At 57.0% G+C, this 16,006-nt stretch carries 14 protein-coding genes; 10 read left to right on the forward strand and 4 right to left on the reverse strand.

Going from position 1 to position 16,006, the window contains the following annotated elements; all coding sequences use genetic code 11:
* The first annotated feature begins 5 nt into the window (after positions 1–5).
* The 5 genes from BCV73_RS30645 to BCV73_RS30660 all read left to right on the forward strand — a co-directional run bounded on the left by BCV73_RS30645 (position 6) and on the right by BCV73_RS30660 (position 6,095).
* Positions 6–1,868: an ABC transporter ATP-binding protein/permease gene (locus BCV73_RS30645; protein ID WP_089549647.1), complete on the forward strand. Its 1,863-nt coding sequence runs from the start codon at positions 6–8 to the stop codon at positions 1,866–1,868.
* Positions 1,865–3,634, forward strand: a complete 1,770-nt coding sequence (gene cydC / locus BCV73_RS30650; protein ID WP_089549648.1) for a thiol reductant ABC exporter subunit CydC — start codon at positions 1,865–1,867, stop codon at positions 3,632–3,634. Before BCV73_RS30645 ends, cydC begins: the two co-directional genes overlap by 4 nt.
* A 94-nt stretch (positions 3,635–3,728) precedes the next feature.
* Entirely contained in the window at positions 3,729–3,890 is a 162-nt protein-coding gene (locus BCV73_RS35240) for a hypothetical protein (RefSeq protein WP_163881934.1), read from the forward strand.
* Positions 3,891–4,070: 180 nt separating this feature from the next.
* Positions 4,071–4,658 (forward strand): TetR/AcrR family transcriptional regulator, encoded by a 588-nt coding sequence (locus tag BCV73_RS30655; protein WP_076171937.1) that lies wholly within the window; start codon positions 4,071–4,073, stop codon positions 4,656–4,658.
* 180 nt (positions 4,659–4,838) lie between these two features.
* Positions 4,839–6,095 carry an MFS transporter gene (locus BCV73_RS30660; protein ID WP_089549650.1) on the forward strand — a complete coding sequence of 419 codons (1,257 nt, stop codon included), beginning with the start codon at positions 4,839–4,841 and terminating at the stop codon, positions 6,093–6,095.
* 84 nt (positions 6,096–6,179) lie between these two features.
* On the opposite strand, the gene fumC is transcribed toward BCV73_RS30660, so the two are convergent.
* A complete protein-coding gene (fumC, locus tag BCV73_RS30665) occupies positions 6,180–7,568 on the reverse strand; it encodes a class II fumarate hydratase (RefSeq protein WP_089549651.1) in 1,389 nt (462 codons plus the stop codon).
* Positions 7,569–7,804: 236 nt separating this feature from the next.
* On the opposite strand from fumC, the gene BCV73_RS30670 reads away from it, so the two are divergent.
* Positions 7,805–9,064: an alkaline phosphatase gene (locus BCV73_RS30670; RefSeq protein WP_076171929.1), complete on the forward strand. Its 1,260-nt coding sequence runs from the start codon at positions 7,805–7,807 to the stop codon at positions 9,062–9,064.
* A gap of 173 nt (positions 9,065–9,237) precedes the next feature.
* Entirely contained in the window at positions 9,238–10,677 is a 1,440-nt protein-coding gene (locus BCV73_RS30675) for an amino acid permease (protein WP_089549652.1), read from the forward strand.
* Here the strand turns inward: BCV73_RS30675 and BCV73_RS30680 are convergent.
* The 3 genes from BCV73_RS30680 to BCV73_RS30690 form a co-directional block, all read right to left on the reverse strand.
* Positions 10,619–11,248, reverse strand: a complete 630-nt coding sequence (locus BCV73_RS30680) for a LysE family transporter (RefSeq protein ID WP_076171924.1) — start codon at positions 11,246–11,248, stop codon at positions 10,619–10,621. The genes BCV73_RS30675 and BCV73_RS30680 overlap by 59 nt on opposite strands.
* Before the next feature lie 191 nt (positions 11,249–11,439).
* The gene (locus BCV73_RS30685) at positions 11,440–12,984 is read right to left on the reverse strand and encodes a DHA2 family efflux MFS transporter permease subunit (RefSeq protein WP_076171922.1); all 1,545 of its coding nucleotides are present in this window, start codon (positions 12,982–12,984) and stop codon (positions 11,440–11,442) included.
* A gap of 12 nt (positions 12,985–12,996) precedes the next feature.
* Complete coding sequence (locus BCV73_RS30690) at positions 12,997–13,632, reverse strand: HlyD family secretion protein (protein WP_089549653.1); 636 nt, start codon at positions 13,630–13,632, stop codon at positions 12,997–12,999.
* A gap of 178 nt (positions 13,633–13,810) precedes the next feature.
* Between BCV73_RS30690 and BCV73_RS30695 the strand changes: the two genes are divergently transcribed.
* The 3 genes from BCV73_RS30695 (at position 13,811) to BCV73_RS30705 (ending at position 15,959) form a co-directional block, all read left to right on the forward strand.
* Positions 13,811–14,359, forward strand: a complete 549-nt coding sequence (locus BCV73_RS30695) for an NAD(P)H-dependent oxidoreductase (RefSeq protein ID WP_076171918.1) — start codon at positions 13,811–13,813, stop codon at positions 14,357–14,359.
* Positions 14,360–14,369: 10 nt separating this feature from the next.
* The gene (locus tag BCV73_RS30700; protein ID WP_089549654.1) at positions 14,370–14,786 is read left to right on the forward strand and encodes an OadG family protein; all 417 of its coding nucleotides are present in this window, start codon (positions 14,370–14,372) and stop codon (positions 14,784–14,786) included.
* 168 nt (positions 14,787–14,954) lie between these two features.
* The gene (locus BCV73_RS30705) at positions 14,955–15,959 is read left to right on the forward strand and encodes an alpha/beta hydrolase (protein ID WP_089549655.1); all 1,005 of its coding nucleotides are present in this window, start codon (positions 14,955–14,957) and stop codon (positions 15,957–15,959) included.
* The last annotated feature ends 47 nt before the right edge of the window (positions 15,960–16,006 follow it).

The raw sequence follows: 16,006 nt of genomic DNA on the forward strand, positions 1-16,006 counted from the left end.
GCACGATGGATAAGCAGCTGCTGGGTTACAAAGGGATAAAGCCCGTTTTCGCCGTCATGCTGCTCCTGACGGTTTTGCAAGGCGTCTCCATCCTGATGATGGCCAAGGGGCTGGCCGAGGCCGTGTCGGCTCTGTTCGCCGGGGCGCCGCTATCCGGGCAGACCGGCAGGATCGCGATGTTCCTGGGTGCTTTCCTGCTCCGGCACGGGCTCGGACTGCTGCAGCAGAAAATCGGCAGCGCATTTGCGGACCGCACCGCGGCCGATGTCCGGGGGCGGGTGCTGCGCAAGCTGTTCCGGCTCGGCCCGCGGTTTGCGCGAACCGAAGGCACGGGCCATCTGGTCACGCTGGCGCTCGAAGGGACGGAGAAGTTCCGCAAATACCTGGAGCTGATCCTGCCCCGGATGGCAGGCATGTCCATCATTCCTTGGCTGATTCTGGCCTACGTCTTTTTCCGCGACATCACGTCCGGCGTCATTCTGCTGGTTTCCATGCCGATCCTGATCGCCTTCATGATCCTCATCGGCCTGGCGGCCCGCAAGCAGGCCGAGAAGCAGATGGACACCTTCCGGGTGCTGTCCAACCACTTCGTTGATTCGCTGCGCGGCCTGGAGACGCTGAAGCTGCTGGGCCAGAGCCGGGAGCACGGCGCATCGGTAGCCAAGGTGAGCGACCGCTACCGGACAGCGACGATGCGCACGCTGCGCGTCGCCTTCCTGTCCTCGTTCGCGCTCGACTTCTTCACGATGCTGTCGGTGGCCGTCGTCGCCGTCGGCCTTGGCCTGCGGCTTGTGAACGGCCAGCTTGAGCTGGTCACCGCGCTGACGGTGCTGATCCTGGCGCCGGAATATTTCCTGCCCGTCCGGCAGGTCGGCACGGATTTCCATGCGACGCAGGACGGCAAAGAGGCGGGCGCCGTGATGCAGTCCATCCTGGACCGGCCGGAGGGAGAGCCGGCTGATTCCGGCGGAGCGCCGGGCCCGGGCGCTGATTGGCGCTGGTCGCCGTTCAGCCGGCTGACGCTGTCGGGGGTGACCGTGCAGCACCAGGCTGAGGCGTACGGTTCAGCACCGGAGACGGATGGTGCGGAACGCGGACGGGAGGCTGGGGCTGACCGGCCTGCTGAGGGCTGTACGGATGGGACCGGGCAGGAGCAAGGGCAGGGGCAGAGCCCCCAGAGCCCTCGTTCCTTGGATGGCGTGTCCCTTGAGGTTCAGGGCATGCCGACCATCGGCATCATCGGCGCCAGCGGCGCGGGCAAATCCACGCTGATCGACGTGCTGGGCGGGTTCCTCGCACCCGATGCAGGCGAGATTTGCCTGAACGGGACGCCGGTCGGTTCGCTGGCCGGTGAAGCGTGGCGCAGCCAGATCACTTACATCCCGCAGCATCCGTATCTGTTCAGCTGCTCCCTGCTGGACAACATCCGGTTCTACTCGCCGGAGGCGTCCCGGGAGGAAGCGCTGCAGGCCGTGGAAGCAGCCGGCCTTGCCGGGCTGGTCCGCAGTCTGCCGGGTGGCCTGGATGAGCCGATCGGCGAGGGCGGGCGCCAGCTGAGCGGCGGGCAGGCGCAGCGCGTGGCGCTCGCCAGAGCTTTTCTGAGCGACCGGCCGATTATTTTGCTGGATGAGCCGACGGCCCATCTCGATATTGAAACCGAGTATGAACTGAAGCAAACGATGCTGCGCCTGTTCCGGGGCAAGCTTGTTTTTCTGGCCACCCACCGCCTGCACTGGATGCCCGATATGGACCGTGTATTGGTGATGGACCACGGCAGAATCGTTGAGGAGGGCACCCATTCGGGGCTGCTCGGCAAGGGCGGGGCGTATGACGCTTTGATTCGATCGCAAATGGAGGGAGTAAGGTGAGAAAAGAAGGATGGATTGTGCCATACATCCGGGCCCACTGGGGACGCTGCCTGCTGATTATCGGGCTTGGCAGTCTCGCGCTGCTGTTCGCGGCAGGCCTGATGTTCACCTCCGGACTGCTGATCTCCAAATCGGCGCTGCGCCCGGAGAACATTCTGATGGTGTACGTGCCGATCGTGCTCGTCCGCACGTTCGGCATCGGGCGGGCCGTCCTGTTCTATGCCGAGCGGCTGGCGGGCCATGGTACGGTCCTTCGGATCGTATCCTCCATGCGCGAGCGGCTGTACCGGATCTTGGAGCCCCAGGCGCTCTGGATCCAGTCGCGGTTTCGCGCCGGAGACGTATTGGGCGTGCTGTCCGCCGACATCGAGCATCTGCAGGATGTGTATTTGCGAACCGTGTTTCCCGGAGCGTCGGCGCTGGTCATGTACGCGGCAGCCGCAGCGGCGGTGGGCCGCTGGGATCTTCGCTTTGCCCTGGTCCTGGCGCTGTATATGTTCATCCTTGTCGGCATTCTGCCGTGGCTATCCCTGCTGATGACCAAGGCCAAAACGAAGCTGGCCAAAACACAGAAAGCCGGCATGTACCGGCATTTGACCGATGCTGTGCTGGGTATGGGCGACTGGGTGATCAGCGGCCGGGAGGCCCAGTTTCTGGCGGCATACGAGGCGAAGGCCGGGGAAGCTGCCCGAACGGATGCGAAGCTCCGCGCCTGGGTACGCTTCAGACAATTGGCCGGCCAGTGCGTTGTCGGCCTGATCCTGCTGGCGGTGCTGGTCTGGGCGGCAGGAATGTATGCCGACGGGAAGCTGCCTGCCGTGCTGATCGCGGCCTTTGTGCTGGTCGTGTTCCCGGTGACGGATGCCCTGCTCCCGGTCTCGGAAGCCGTGGAGCATCTTCCCCGCTACCGGGATTCCCTGCGGCGGCTCTCGGATTTGGAAGGGGAGGAGTCTAACGTGAATGGATACGGAAACGGACAGGTGAGCGGGGATCAAGCCGCAGCAATGGCCGGCGGCGCCGTTCATATTCGGGTGGAACGCGCCGGCTTTCGCTATGAAGGCGATCCGTCCTGGACACTTCGGGATATATCCCTCGATATTCCGCAGGGCAAAAAGGTCGCCATCATCGGCCGCAGCGGTGCGGGCAAATCGACCCTGCTTAAGCTGCTGGAAGGGGCGCTTACCCCCAGCGAAGGCGAGGTCACGCTGAACGGCGTTCCGGCCGCGGCGATCGGAGAGCATATGCCCCATATCGTTTCCGTGCTGAACCAGAATCCGTATCTGTTCGATACGAGCGTGGCCAACAATATCCGGCTCGGCAGCCAGGACGCCGGCGAGGAGGATATCGTGCGGGCCGCCCGGCAGGTGAAGCTGGACCGGCTGATCGAATCGCTGCCGGACCGCTACCATACCCGGATGCACGAGACCGGTCAGCGGTTCTCCGGAGGCGAGCGCCAGCGGATCGCTTTGGCCCGGATTTGGCTGCGGAACAACCCGGTGGTCCTGCTGGACGAACCGACGGTTGGCCTGGACCCCCGGACAGAGAATGAGCTGATCCGGATCATGCTCGATTCGCTGCAGGGGAAGTCGCTGATCTGGGTGACGCATCATTTGGCCGGAGCGGAACACATGGACGAAATCGTGTTTATGGAGGACGGCAGGATCGTGATGCGCGGCAGCCATGCCGAGCTGATGGAGAACGAGCCCCGCTACCGCAGCTTGTACCAGCTGGACCGGCCGGAGGCGCTGCTGATCAAGGCCAATTAAGCGGCTGTGGAAGGCTAGCCATGCATAAAAAAACCGGACTGGTGCATCCTACCACTTGGGCAGTTTTTTGCAATTAAAGGAGGTGCACCCGGACATGACGAATCACAACGATCAAGAGCCTAGCAAATACGAAGTCCAAAGAACCGAGCTGAACAAAATGCCGGTACCGGACAAACAAAGAGAAGAGTTCGCCAAAGAAATGGTGAAGGACGCTAAAGAAGCGTTCAGCCAGCAGCCAACCCAGGATAACGAATAATCGGCCCTCGGGCTTTGGCCAAAAGACCATTTTCCATTTATAGCAGCGATATGACGTCGGGACGCCTTAAGGAGATCGTGAAGATCGGGGGCGTCCCGCCTGTTTTTGCGCAAAATACTTGACTGAACGTTCAAGAAAATGTTATCCTCACATCATGATCAAGAAAGGGGCGTTTACGGTATGGGCAGACATAAGGAATTCGACCAGGAGAAAGCCATCGACCAGGCGCTGGACCTGTTCTGGGAGAAGGGCTACGAGAGCACCTCAATCCAGGATTTGTGCGATCATCTCGGGATTCACCGGGGCAGCTTGTACGATACGTTCGGCGACAAGCACGAGCTGTTTTTGGCCTGCCTGGACCGTTTCAGCGCAAGGACGGACGAGAATTACAACTATATTTTAAAAGAGGACAGCGACTCGCCCAAGGAGCAGCTGGAGCGTTATTTTTCCAGAGTGATGGACGTTTCGCTGAGTAACGCGGCCCGTGGGCGCGGCTGCCTCATGACGAACACGACCCTGGGAGCGGTAGCTTATGTCCCGAACGTCGCCAGCCGGATCGATGCGCACTATATGCATACAGAAGGGCTGCTGTTCAGCTTCTTGATGCGGGCGCAAAACAAAGGGCTGGTGCGAAGCAAGCAAAGTCTGCGCCAGCTGGCCCGTTTTTTGAACGGCGTCAAGCAGGGCGTCCATGTCATGGCCCGGACGACGGCTGATCGCGGCGTACTGGAGGATATTTGTGCCGTCGCGGTGTCTACGGTTTTTTAAAGATAAATAGAAATGGGGAAGTTTTCAGCGAGTCTGGACCCTATTTTTTTGAGATTTTCTTGAACGAGCGTTCAGATAAATGTAGTTACAGCACCGGCTGCTTCTCCCTTTTGTAGGGAGGAGGCCGATTTTTAACCCTTTTTCTTGAACGAACATTCCAATAAAAGTGAGGGTAATCATATGAAACGCATGCTTTGGATCATTTTAATGATGTCGATCGGGGCGACGTTTACGTCCCCGTTATTTCCGCTCTATCAGGAGCGTTACCATTTAAGCAGCCTGCAGATCACGATTTTGTTTGCGGTATACGCCTTGTTCCTGCTGCCGTCACTGCTGGTTTCCGGATCCCGGGGAAGCGGTTGGGGGCTCAAGCGGGTGCTCCGGATCAGCATAGGGATCTCCATTCTTGCCACTCTGGTATTTATGGGCAGTCAGCAGGCATGGCTCGTGTATGCCGCAAGAATTCTGGAGGGGATCGCTTACGGGACGTTTACCGGTACCGCGGTGGCGTTTCTGCTGAAGCAGACGCCGGGTGATAAAATCCCGCTGGCCATCACCTTATCAGGTATAACGGTATCGGTCGGATTCGGTCTCGGTCCGGCTTTGACGGGACTGGTCATTCAGTATCTGCACTTGATGCCGCTGCGCGTTCCTTTCTGGCTGTTGACGGCATTATTGGTGACCGCGTGGATGGCTCTGGAAACGTTAAAGGATGCCGATTTTCTGGCTCAAAAAGGCAAGCCGAAAGCGGCACCTGCACCGATATCGCTGGGAGTGCCGTCCGAGATCAGCCCGCATTTCTGGTCGTTCAGCGCCCTGCCGATCTTTACGCTGTTTACGCTGAATGGTATTATTTTGTCCCTGATTCCTTCCTTTGTGAAAAGCGTGCTCCATTCATCCAACCTGTCCGTCTCCGGCCTGCTGATCCTGCTGCTGCTTGGAGGAGGGGCCCTGCTGCAATTGTTGCCGCTGGCGAGCGAACCGGTTACCCGTCTTCGGCTGGGCATCGCGCTGCTGTCGATCGGGGCATGGCTGGTCGTCTTCTCAGGATCCACCGGAAGCATCGTTCTGCTGTGGATCGGGGTACTGGTTCAAGCCCTTGGCAGTGGCTGGACGTTCCAAATCAGCTTGCGTCTGGCTGGTGAGCTGCCGCACGCCGAGGCTCGGTCAAAGGTCATCACGACCTTCTACCTTGCCGGTTATGCCGGGTTTATCGTACCGGTTGTCGGCACCGGCGTGTTGACGTACTTTTTCGATCTGCATGTGTCGCTCGTGGTGCTGAACACGCTGGCCTCGCTGTTGGTGCTGTATATGCTCGGTTATTCCGTCCGCTTCCGGCGTTATTACGCCGCGAGAAAGCAGGAGGAAATCCGGCTGGCACGCTCCAAAGCCAAACCTGCCGCCGCTGGGGCTGACCGAGGGGCAATGACAAGCTGAGGGGAGTATGGTGAGAGAAATAAAAAAAGTCGAGTAGGCCAGGAAGATTCCTGACCTTAACTCGACTTTTTTTTCTATCTCTAACTATTCCTTCGGATGAATCATTTCCTCCGGACGCACGACCGCGTCGAACTGCTCTTCGGTGAGCAGGTTGCTCTTCAGGGCCGCTTCTTTCAGCGTCAGTCCTTCCTTGTGTGCCAGCTTGGCGACCGCGGCGGCGTTTTCGTAGCCGATGTGCGGATTGAGTGCCGTCACGAGCATGAGCGACTGATTCAGGTTGCGTTCGATGACTGCGCGGTTTGGTTCGATGCCCACGGCGCAATGATCGTTGAATGAGCGCATGGCGTCGCCCAGCAGGCGGGCGGACTGCAGGAAGTTATAGATGATGACCGGCTTGAACACGTTCAGCTCGAAATTGCCTTGGCTCGCCGCGAAGCCGATCGCTGCATCGTTGCCCATAACCTGGCAGACGACCATCGTCAGTGCTTCGCTCTGCGTCGGGTTGACCTTGCCCGGCATGATGGAGCTGCCCGGTTCATTGGCCGGGATCGTCAGCTCGCCGATGCCGCAGCGCGGACCGCTGGCCAGCCAGCGCACGTCGTTGGCGATTTTCATGAGATCTGCGGCAAGCGCTTTCAGCGCGCCGTGAACATAGACGATCTCGTCATGGCTCGTGAGCGCGTGGAATTTGTTTTCTGCCGATGTGAACGTTTTGCCGGTCAGCTTGCTGATATTGGCTGCCGTCATCTCGCCGAACTTCGGATGGGCGTTAATCCCGGTTCCTACCGCGGTCCCGCCGATCGCCAGCTCGCGCAGGGACTCCAGGCTGCTGCGGATCATGCCTTCGCTTTTCTCCAGCATCCGGTGCCATCCGCTGATTTCCTGGCCCAAGGTCAGCGGAGTCGCGTCCTGAAGGTGGGTCCGGCCAATCTTGATAATATCCATAAACTGCTCGCTCTTCGCCCGGAAAGTCTCCTTCAGCTTCACCAGGGAAGGCAGGACTTGATCCTCCACGGCGATCAGGGCGGCAATATGCATAGCGGTCGGGAAGGTGTCATTGGAGCTTTGCGACTTGTTGACGTCGTCGTTCGGATGGATACGCTGGTCGCTGCCTTGTTCCTGAAGCAGCTGGTTCCCCCGGTTGGCGATGACTTCGTTTACGTTCATGTTGGACTGGGTGCCGCTTCCGGTCTGCCATACGGCGAGCGGAAAATGATCGTTCAGTTTGCCGGCAATCACTTCGTCGGCCGCTGCGACGATAGCGTCGGCTTTTTCTGCATTCAGCTTGCCGAGCTCTTTATTGGCGAGAGCTGCGCTTTTCTTGAGGATGGCGAATTCACGAATCAGCTCAAGGGGCATTTTCTCCGTGCCGATTTCAAAATTTTCAAAGCTGCGCTGGGTTTGCGCCGCCCAAAGCTTGTCCGCCGGAACCTTGATCTCGCCGATGGTGTCTTTCTCAATTCTGAATTCCAATTGTGTTTCCTCCTTCTCCACTTCTATGAAAAATAGGTCTTCCTGATATGAAATATATCATAATCCGGGGACCAGGAGAAAACAGATTTCACCCGAAGCCAGTTTGGACCTGTCCGGCCCCGATCCGCCTGCCTCTTCGTAAAGATGAAATACATTTTACAAACTCCGCCATCCCGTTTAACAATCGGCTCCTATAATGGGGACATGCTAGAATCCTTTAAAGGAGTGAATGATGAATGAAACGCAGTAAACGTCTGGTTCAAACCGCTTTCTGCCTGAGCGCGGCGGCAAGTTTAATTTTTACGGGCTCGGTCAGCGCCCAAGGAAACTCGAAAGCCCCTTCGCCCAATGCAGGCAAAGCCAAAAACGTGATCCTGTTTGTCGGTGACGGCATGGGCACCGCAGCTCGCGATGCCATCCGTCTGAGCACGGTTGGCGTTAACGGCAAGCTGCAAATGGACGATATGCCATATGTTGGACTTCTTCGTACCCATTCCACAACTACGGTCACCGACTCCGCTGCAGCGGCAACGGCGATTGCCAGCGGCGTGAAGACTTACAATGGAGCCGTCGGCGTGGACGCCAACAAAAAACCGGTCAAAACGCTGCTTGAAATCGCCAAGGAGAAAGGCAAATCTACGGGCCTGGTGACGACGAGCCAAATTACCGACGCAACGCCTGCAGCATTCGCATCGCATGTGGAGGACCGCTCGAAGCAAAGCGATATCGCCAAGCAATACTTGGAGAAAAAAGTAGACGTCCTGCTGGGCGGCGGTGAGGATTTCTGGTACCCGCAAGGTACGCCGGGGCCGCATCCGGACCAGCCTGCTGAAGATCCGTCGGAAGGCAGCAAGGGCACTCAGGGCAACCTGGTGGAGAAAGCCAAGCAGCTCGGATATCAATTTGTAACGAACAAAGAAGAGCTGAGCAAAGCGAAGAACGGCAGAATTCTCGGCCTGTTCGCCAATGAAGAAATGTTCCAGCAAAGAGAGGAAGGACAAGGCGACCTATACAACCCGACGGTACCGCTTGTGGATATGACGAAAAAGGCGCTCGATACCCTCTCTACGAATAAGAAGGGCTTTTTCCTGATGGTGGAGGAAGAAGGTACGGACGAAATGGCGCATGAAAATAACGCCAAGCTGACGATCAAAGCCGGCCAGGAGCTGGATAAAGCGGTAGGCGTCGCCAAGGAATTCGCGAAAAAGCATCCTGACACGCTGGTGCTTGTGCTGGCCGACCATGAGACAGGCGGCCTGACGATCGAAGAGCCGGATGACAAGGACGAGTCCGGAGACGGCATCTCGAAGGAAGACGGTCCGTTCGCCATCGCGAACTCGAAGAATCAGTTCTATGTGGACTGGACGACTTCCGGCCATTCCGGCGTGGACGTGCCGCTGACGGCTACGGGCAGCGGAGCCGAGCTGTTTGCAGGCGTCTATGAAAACACGTATGTGCATGATGCCATTTTGAAAGCTTGGGGAATCAAGAAGTAACGAATCGTTAAAAGGAATCATAAATCTATTGTTTCAAAGCCGCAGTTTGCAGGATGGCGAAAGTCCCTGCAGCTGCGGTTTTTTGGTATTTCGGGGCCAGCCATAATGTACATAAGATGTCACCTCCAGGGGATGATAACAGAGTTCGACCAATACGGTGGAGGGAATCATTTATGGCACAGAATCAAGGCTCCCAGACGAAAGAAAAGAAACTGAAATGGTGGCAGCTGTCGCTCCTTGGGGTGGCCTGCACGGTCGGTACGGGTTTTTTCCTGGGCTCTCATATTGCGATCGAGATCGGCGGCCCTTCCGCGGTCGTTGCGTACGCCCTGGCGGCGTTCGGGGCCTACCTGGTCTATGACAAGCTGTCTCAAATGACAGCGGAGGATCCGATGGAGGGCTCGTTCCGCTCTTACGCCAAGAAGGCTTTCGGCCGGTGGGCAGGGTTCAGCAGCGGCTGGGTGTACTGGTCGTCGGAGCTGCTTATTATGGGGAGCCAATTAACGGCGCTTGCCTTGTTTTCGCGCTTTTGGTTTCCGCAGGTTCCGATGTGGTGCTTTGCGGCGGGGTACGGTGTTCTCGGGCTCCTTATTATTTGGATTGGAACCAAGGGATTCGAGCGAATGGAGAACATTTTTGCCGTGCTAAAAATTGCGGCGATCTTTATGTTTATGGTCATCGCCATTCTGGCGGTATCCGGCGTACTCCCGACCAAAGCTCACGGTCCCGCCTTTCCGCGGGATTGGGTACCGGGCGGGCTCACAGGATTTTGGGCGGCGCTCATTTTTGCTTTTTACGGATACGGGGGTCTGGAAGCGTTAGGTCTGATGACCATGAGGCTGAAGGAGCCCAAAGATGCGCCGAAGGCTGGCAAAGTGATGCTGCTGCTGTTAGTGTCCATTTATGTCATTTCCATCGGACTGGCGCTTATTCTCGAGCCATGGAAATCCTATGCCGCCGAGGAGAGCCCGTTTGTGGTGGCTCTTGTCGATTATAAGCTTCCGTTTGTGCCGCATTTGTTTAATGCGGTCCTCATTATTGCCGGCTTCTCGACGATGACGGCCTCGCTGTTTGCGGTGACGACGATGATCGTTACGCTGGCCAGCGATGGGGACGCACCGCCCTTTTTCATCAAGGGCAAGAAGAAGGAAGGCAAAAAGCCCCTGCCGGCCATCGGTCTGACGGCTGTGGGGCTCCTCGCTTCCGTGGTATCCGCTCTGCTGATGCCGAAAAGCGTATATGAGTACATTACGACGGCTGCGGGCATGATGCTGCTGTATAACTGGATGTTTATTCTCGTCACGTCCGGCAAGCTGCTGGAGCTGACCGGATGGGGCAAAGCCAAGCGGTATATCGGCATGGCGCTGATCGCCTTGACACTGATCGGAACGCTGTTTCATAAAATCAGCCGTCCCGGTTTTTTCATCAGTCTCGGATTTATCGTCGTGATTGGCTGTGTTACGCTGGTCATGCGCCATTTCTGGAACAAGACCGATGGGCCGAAGAAGAGCTCGTACGATACCAAAGAGCAAGCAGAGTCTGGCCCGAGGACGATCAGGACCCGAACAAAATTCGGTATGCCTCGTATCCGAAGTAGAGGCCGAATCCGATAAGTGAAATGCCGGAAATGACCGAAATCGCGCTGACCAGGCGCTGCGTAAGCACCCGCCGGAACATGCTGGCTACGATTGCCATCAGCACATCCCACAGCAGGAGGCCGGCCATGATGGCGCAGCTGTACAAGAACACCTCTTTGGCTTCGTACTTAGCGATCATGTCGGCGAGAACCGACCCGTAAATCCCCATCCAGAACAGGATAGACAGCGGGTTAGAGATGGACATGATAAAGCCGGCGCTGAAGGATTTCACATGCGATTCATTACTGCTGCGGGTTTCCATACCCGCTTTTCCTGCGGTCAGGAGGCTTTCTACGCCGATATAAGTCAGGATAAAAAAGCCGAACAGCAGCAGAAACGTTTTCATAAAAGGAATGTTAAGAAAATGAATGACCCCGAAATACACAAGCAGCATAAAAATTCCGTCGGCCACCATGGCCCCGAGGCCCACCAGCCACGCGTGTAAAAAGCCTCCGCGCAGCCCGCGGTCCATCTGTGCCGCATTGATGGGACCAATCGGAGCGGCCAGGGAAAGGCCAAGCAGGAAATGGCTGATCCATACACTCATTCAAAGAGAACCCCCTTCATCGGTCTGTCGCATTGTTACATCCTATGAGAGGGGCTCTGCTTGTACGACTAAAAAAAGCAAATCTTGTCCGAAAAATAAAAGAGCCGTTATCCCATGCGGGATAGCGGCTTTGTATATGTACCCCGATCATGAGGCCCAATATCTTGGTGCTGCGCTTTGGGTCTAGAAGCTTAGGGCTGCTTAGCCGGGCTCCCGGACCGTTTGCCTTTGCGCGCCCGGCGCAGGAAGAGGGAAAAGAACAGGGCGGCGATGGCGAACCAGGTCGCCACGATAAAGGCGTCGTTAATCCCGTTAATGCTTGCATTCGACGACACCAGCCCCAGCACTGACTGCAGTGCCAGCGATACGCCGGTCTCGGCGGGAACCCCTGCGGTGGTGGCAACCTCCTGCCCAAGTGCAGCGATATCCTGCATGATGAACGGATTGTCTTCGTTGTAGAGCGTGGACGATTCCGCGATGTGAAAAGTGGTCCGCGTCGACATCACCGTCACCAGCAGCGCGGTTCCGATCGACCCGGCCACCTGCCGCATCGTATTGGACATCGCCGTTCCGTGGCTTCCGAGGTAGTAGGGAAGCTGGTTGAGTCCCTCGGTCTGCACCGACATCATGATCAGCGACATGCCGAAGCTGCGAATCGTGTAGAGCATCATCAGATGCGAATACGACGTAGCGTCGGTCAACCGGCTGAATTCAAAGGTCATGACCGCAGTGATGAGCAGCCCGATAATGGCCAGGGGCCGTGCGCCGATTTTATCGAAAATCGCTCCCGAGATCGGGGACATGATCCCCATCAGGATCGCCCCTGGCAGAAGGAGCAGGCCGGACTGGAGCGGGGTGAACCCCCGGATATTTTGCAGGTAGATCGGAAGCAGCAGCATCGCTCCGAACATCGTCATGTTGACGAGGCCGCCGACGACCGTCGAAACCGAGAAGATGTCGTACTTAAAAACGCGGAAATCGAGCATCGGCGATTCCATGTTCAGCTCGCGCACGATAAACAGGATGATAAATATGGCGCCAACAATCAGCGAGCCAAGCACCGTAAAGCTGGTCCAGCCCTTGTCTCCGGCGGAGCTGAATCCGTACAGCAGGATCCCGAAGCCCAGGGTAGAGAAGACGACGCCCCAGAAGTCGAATTTCGGTTTGGTCAGGCGGTTGATGTTTTTCAGCCACTTCAGGGCGAACAGTATATCAAGAACGGCCAGCGGAATGACCATGAAAAACAGGATGCGCCACGTATAGTGCTCCACGATCCATCCCGATAACGTCGGTCCGATCGCCGGTGCGAACATCATGGCAATCCCCATCATGCCCATCGCGGTCCCGCGTTTTTCGGGCGGGAACACCGTCAGGAACACGTTCATCACGACGGGCATAATGATCCCTGCCCCGCTGGCCTGCACAACGCGGCCGAACAGCATCAGCGGAAAGTTGGTGCTGACGGCGCAGAGCACCGCCCCGATGGTGAATAGGCTCATGGCCGTAATAAAGAGCACCCGGGTCCCGTAGGACTCAATCAGAAAAGCCGTGACCGGAACGAGCACGCCGTTCACCAGCATGTAGGCGGTGGACAGCCACTGCACCGTCGTTGCGGACACGTTAAAATCGTTCATCAGGTGGGGGATCGCCACATTCAGCAGCGTCTGGTTCAGGATAGAGACGAACGCCCCAAGCATGAGTACCGTCAACGTCCGCCCCAAGTGTATATTTTCCATTAGACAAGCCCCCTAAATATGGATTCGGACAGTCGCATTCATGCCTGGAACGAGCCCGAGGCCTTTATATCCTTCAATGGTTACGACGATAGGGATGACTTGCGTCACTTTGGTGTAGTTGGCGTTGGAATTAGTCGTTGGAAACAGCGAAAACGTAGACGCGGTAGCCAGTCCGATTTGATCGATCTTGCCAGTTAGCGTTGTATCCGGAAAAGCATCAACGTAGACGTCGACGGTTTGGCCGACCTTGATTTTATCCAGCTTGGTTTCTTCAATATTGGCTGTAACCCACAGGTTGTTCAGGTTGAAGGCTCTTGCCAGCGAAGTTCCCGGGGATACAAAAGAATTGGGAACCGCTGTTTGCTGAACGATGGTGGAGTTCACAGGGAACGAAATATCGACCCGGGTACCTCCGGAAGTTACGCTTCCTACGACATCGCCGGAATTGTAATATTTACCGACGGATCCGTTCCAGGTCGTAAGCTTGCCGGCCGCTGGTGCGGTGATGGATACCCCCTGTCCGGTGACTTGGGCGTTGTCGGTTTTAATGTAGTTGGACGTCTGGTTGTAGTAATAAATGGCCGCGCCGCCTAGGACGAGCACAATGATGACGACTACAACGTTGACCAGCAGTGCACGCGAGTTCATAAAAGCATGATCCCTCCTAAAGTTGCTTCCTAGTTATCGATTGAAAACAGATATCCAAGAGCATCTCCTAATTGCCCCATTCATATTCAGCAGAGGAATTTCCCGGATCACTGCTAGGATAAAGGAACGCTGCCCTGGGGATAAATAAGAAATCCAGTTGATGAAAGGGGAGTTATGCATGAAAGTGTACGTGGTTTACGACAGCGAAAACGGCCACACGGAAGCCTTGGCGCGTTCCGTATGGGAAGGGGCTAAGGGCGTAGACGGAGCTGAAGCAGAGATCGCTCACGTCAATGAAGCGGACATTTATAAACTTGAGGATATGGACGCCATCGTATGGGGATGCCCGGGGCATTTTGGAACCATCAGCTCAGGACTCAAAAATTGGATTGACCGGCTCGGCTACCTGTGGGCGCAGGGCAAACTGGTCAACAAAGTAGGGGCCGTATTCTGCACGACAGCAACCGTGCATGGAGGGGTGGAATCCACCATGATCAACCTGCTGACGCCGATGCTTCACAACGGCATGATCGTTGTCGGTCTTCCCGGAAACATACCGGAGAATGCCCTGTACGGATCGTATTACGGCGTGGGTGTGACGTGTCCCGTGGAGCTTTCGGATGACGATCCCAAAAACCTGCCCGGCGAAAACGACCTCGCCCTGGGCCGAGCATTAGGCAAGCGCGTAGCCGAATTGGCCGGACGATTCTCCTCGGCAGCAAGGTAAGGTACAGGCTATGATTATCGCCTTTATCGTTCTGGCTGTCCTCGCCCTGGTTTTTCTTTTTATTTACAATGCCCGAATGTCCAAGAAAACGGCGAAAAAAAAGGATGCTCCGGAATCCGCCCCAAACAACCCAGAGGCGGCGGAGCCAGCTGCGCATCTTGAACCAGTGAAGGCGGCAGAACCGCCGCCGGCAACCACCGGACCGGTGACCTCTGAACCGGTAAGAAGACCCGAGCCGGTGCCGGTGACAACCCGGAGGCCGCAGGCTGCGGAGCAGCAGGGCGACCGGGCTTACCGCGATGCTCTCCGGCAGTTCGCCGGAGGCACGCCGGCCAAGGAGGAGGAGCCCCCGGCGCCAAAGCCGGACTACAGTACGGACAACGCCTACCGGGAAGCGCTGCGGTCGATGGCGAAGAACAAAAAGTAGCACGATCCTGCAGCACAGCGAACAGCCGCTTTCGGTGATGGACCGAAAGGGCTGTTTTTGCGTGATCGTGAGGAACGGACGCAGAACCGCCATTGTATGCCGTGCTGCGGAATGTTATTTTATACATATCCAATAATCGCCTAAGACCGGGAGGGAAAGATCACCATCATGTTCACCGCCGTATGGGTCGCCATCATTTGCCTGGCCGTGATCGTTTTGCTGCTGGCCGCGGCAAGTGCTTATTTTTATAATGTGGGCATCAAGCGCAGCACGAAGGAGTTTTTGGAAGCCGATCCGGCGCTGGTCAAAGAAGAGCACCCCTGGGAGCTTGAGGAGGAGTGGCTCCGCAGCCAGCCTGTAGAGACGTTGGAACTGACGTCCTCGGACGGTATTGCCCTCAAAGGATATTTCATCCCCGCAGCGACGCCTGCCCGCCAAACCGCCATCGTCGTGCACGGCTATTCCAGCCAGGGCCGGGAAATGGGGGCTTTTGCTAAGCTGTACCATGAGATGGGCATGAACGTGCTGATGCCGGATAACCGGGGGCACGGCCAAAGCGGAGGGAATTACATCGGGTTTGGATGGCCGGACCGCAGGGATATTATGCGGTGGATCGGCACGGTCATTGACCGCAGCGGACCCGGGGCGGAAATCATACTGCACGGCGTATCCATGGGCGGAGCGACGGTGCTGATGGTAAGCGGGGAGGAGCTCCCGGGTCAGGTGAAGTGCATCGTATCGGACTGTGCCTACACGTCAGTGCGTGACATTTTGACCCATCAGCTCAAGCAGATGTATAAGCTCCCGCCATTTCCGCTGCTGCCGGCAACCAGCCTGATGTGCAAGCTGCGGGCAGGATACTCCTTCGGAGAAGCCTCAGCGTTGAAGCAGGTCGCCGTGACGAAGCTCCCGATTCTGTTTATTCACGGGGACCGCGATACCTTTGTCCCATACGCGATGCTGCACCGTCTTGTGGATGCCGCGGCAGGGGATAAGGAAGTCTATGTGGTTCAGGGGGCTTCGCATGCGAACGCTTATTTTGTGGACAAAAAAGAGTACGAACGCAAGATACGCCAATTTATTGGGCGTTATATCCGGTTAGGGAAGGGGACGGAAAAGGAGATGATTCCCGGATCGGAGCCGCAGGCTGTTCTGACCCCCGTGGAGGGTTAAATCCTGACCTGACAACATCGTTCATTCGAAAAAAACTCCGGAAGCGC

The sequence above is a fragment of the Paenibacillus sp. SSG-1 genome, assembly GCF_002224835.1.
GTDB classification, from domain to species: domain Bacteria; phylum Bacillota; class Bacilli; order Paenibacillales; family Paenibacillaceae; genus Paenibacillus_AQ; species Paenibacillus_AQ favisporus.

Bases quoted from the DNA above. Each gene is read 5' to 3' on its own strand.
- BCV73_RS30645 (WP_089549647.1), top strand. From the start codon at position 6: ATGGATAAGCAGCTGCTGGGTTACAAAGGGATAAAGCCCGTTTTCGCC.
- BCV73_RS35240 (WP_163881934.1), top strand. From the start codon at position 3,729: ATGACGAATCACAACGATCAAGAGCCTAGCAAATACGAAGTCCAAAGA.
- BCV73_RS30655 (WP_076171937.1), top strand. From the start codon at position 4,071: ATGGGCAGACATAAGGAATTCGACCAGGAGAAAGCCATCGACCAGGCG.
- BCV73_RS30660 (WP_089549650.1), top strand. From the start codon at position 4,839: ATGAAACGCATGCTTTGGATCATTTTAATGATGTCGATCGGGGCGACG.
- BCV73_RS30670 (WP_076171929.1), top strand. From the start codon at position 7,805: ATGAAACGCAGTAAACGTCTGGTTCAAACCGCTTTCTGCCTGAGCGCG.
- BCV73_RS30675 (WP_089549652.1), top strand. From the start codon at position 9,238: ATGGCACAGAATCAAGGCTCCCAGACGAAAGAAAAGAAACTGAAATGG.
- BCV73_RS30680 (WP_076171924.1), bottom strand. From the start codon at position 11,248: ATGAGTGTATGGATCAGCCATTTCCTGCTTGGCCTTTCCCTGGCCGCT.
- BCV73_RS30685 (WP_076171922.1), bottom strand. From the start codon at position 12,984: ATGGAAAATATACACTTGGGGCGGACGTTGACGGTACTCATGCTTGGG.
- BCV73_RS30690 (WP_089549653.1), bottom strand. From the start codon at position 13,632: ATGAACTCGCGTGCACTGCTGGTCAACGTTGTAGTCGTCATCATTGTG.
- BCV73_RS30695 (WP_076171918.1), top strand. From the start codon at position 13,811: ATGAAAGTGTACGTGGTTTACGACAGCGAAAACGGCCACACGGAAGCC.
- BCV73_RS30700 (WP_089549654.1), top strand. From the start codon at position 14,370: ATGATTATCGCCTTTATCGTTCTGGCTGTCCTCGCCCTGGTTTTTCTT.
- BCV73_RS30705 (WP_089549655.1), top strand. From the start codon at position 14,955: ATGTTCACCGCCGTATGGGTCGCCATCATTTGCCTGGCCGTGATCGTT.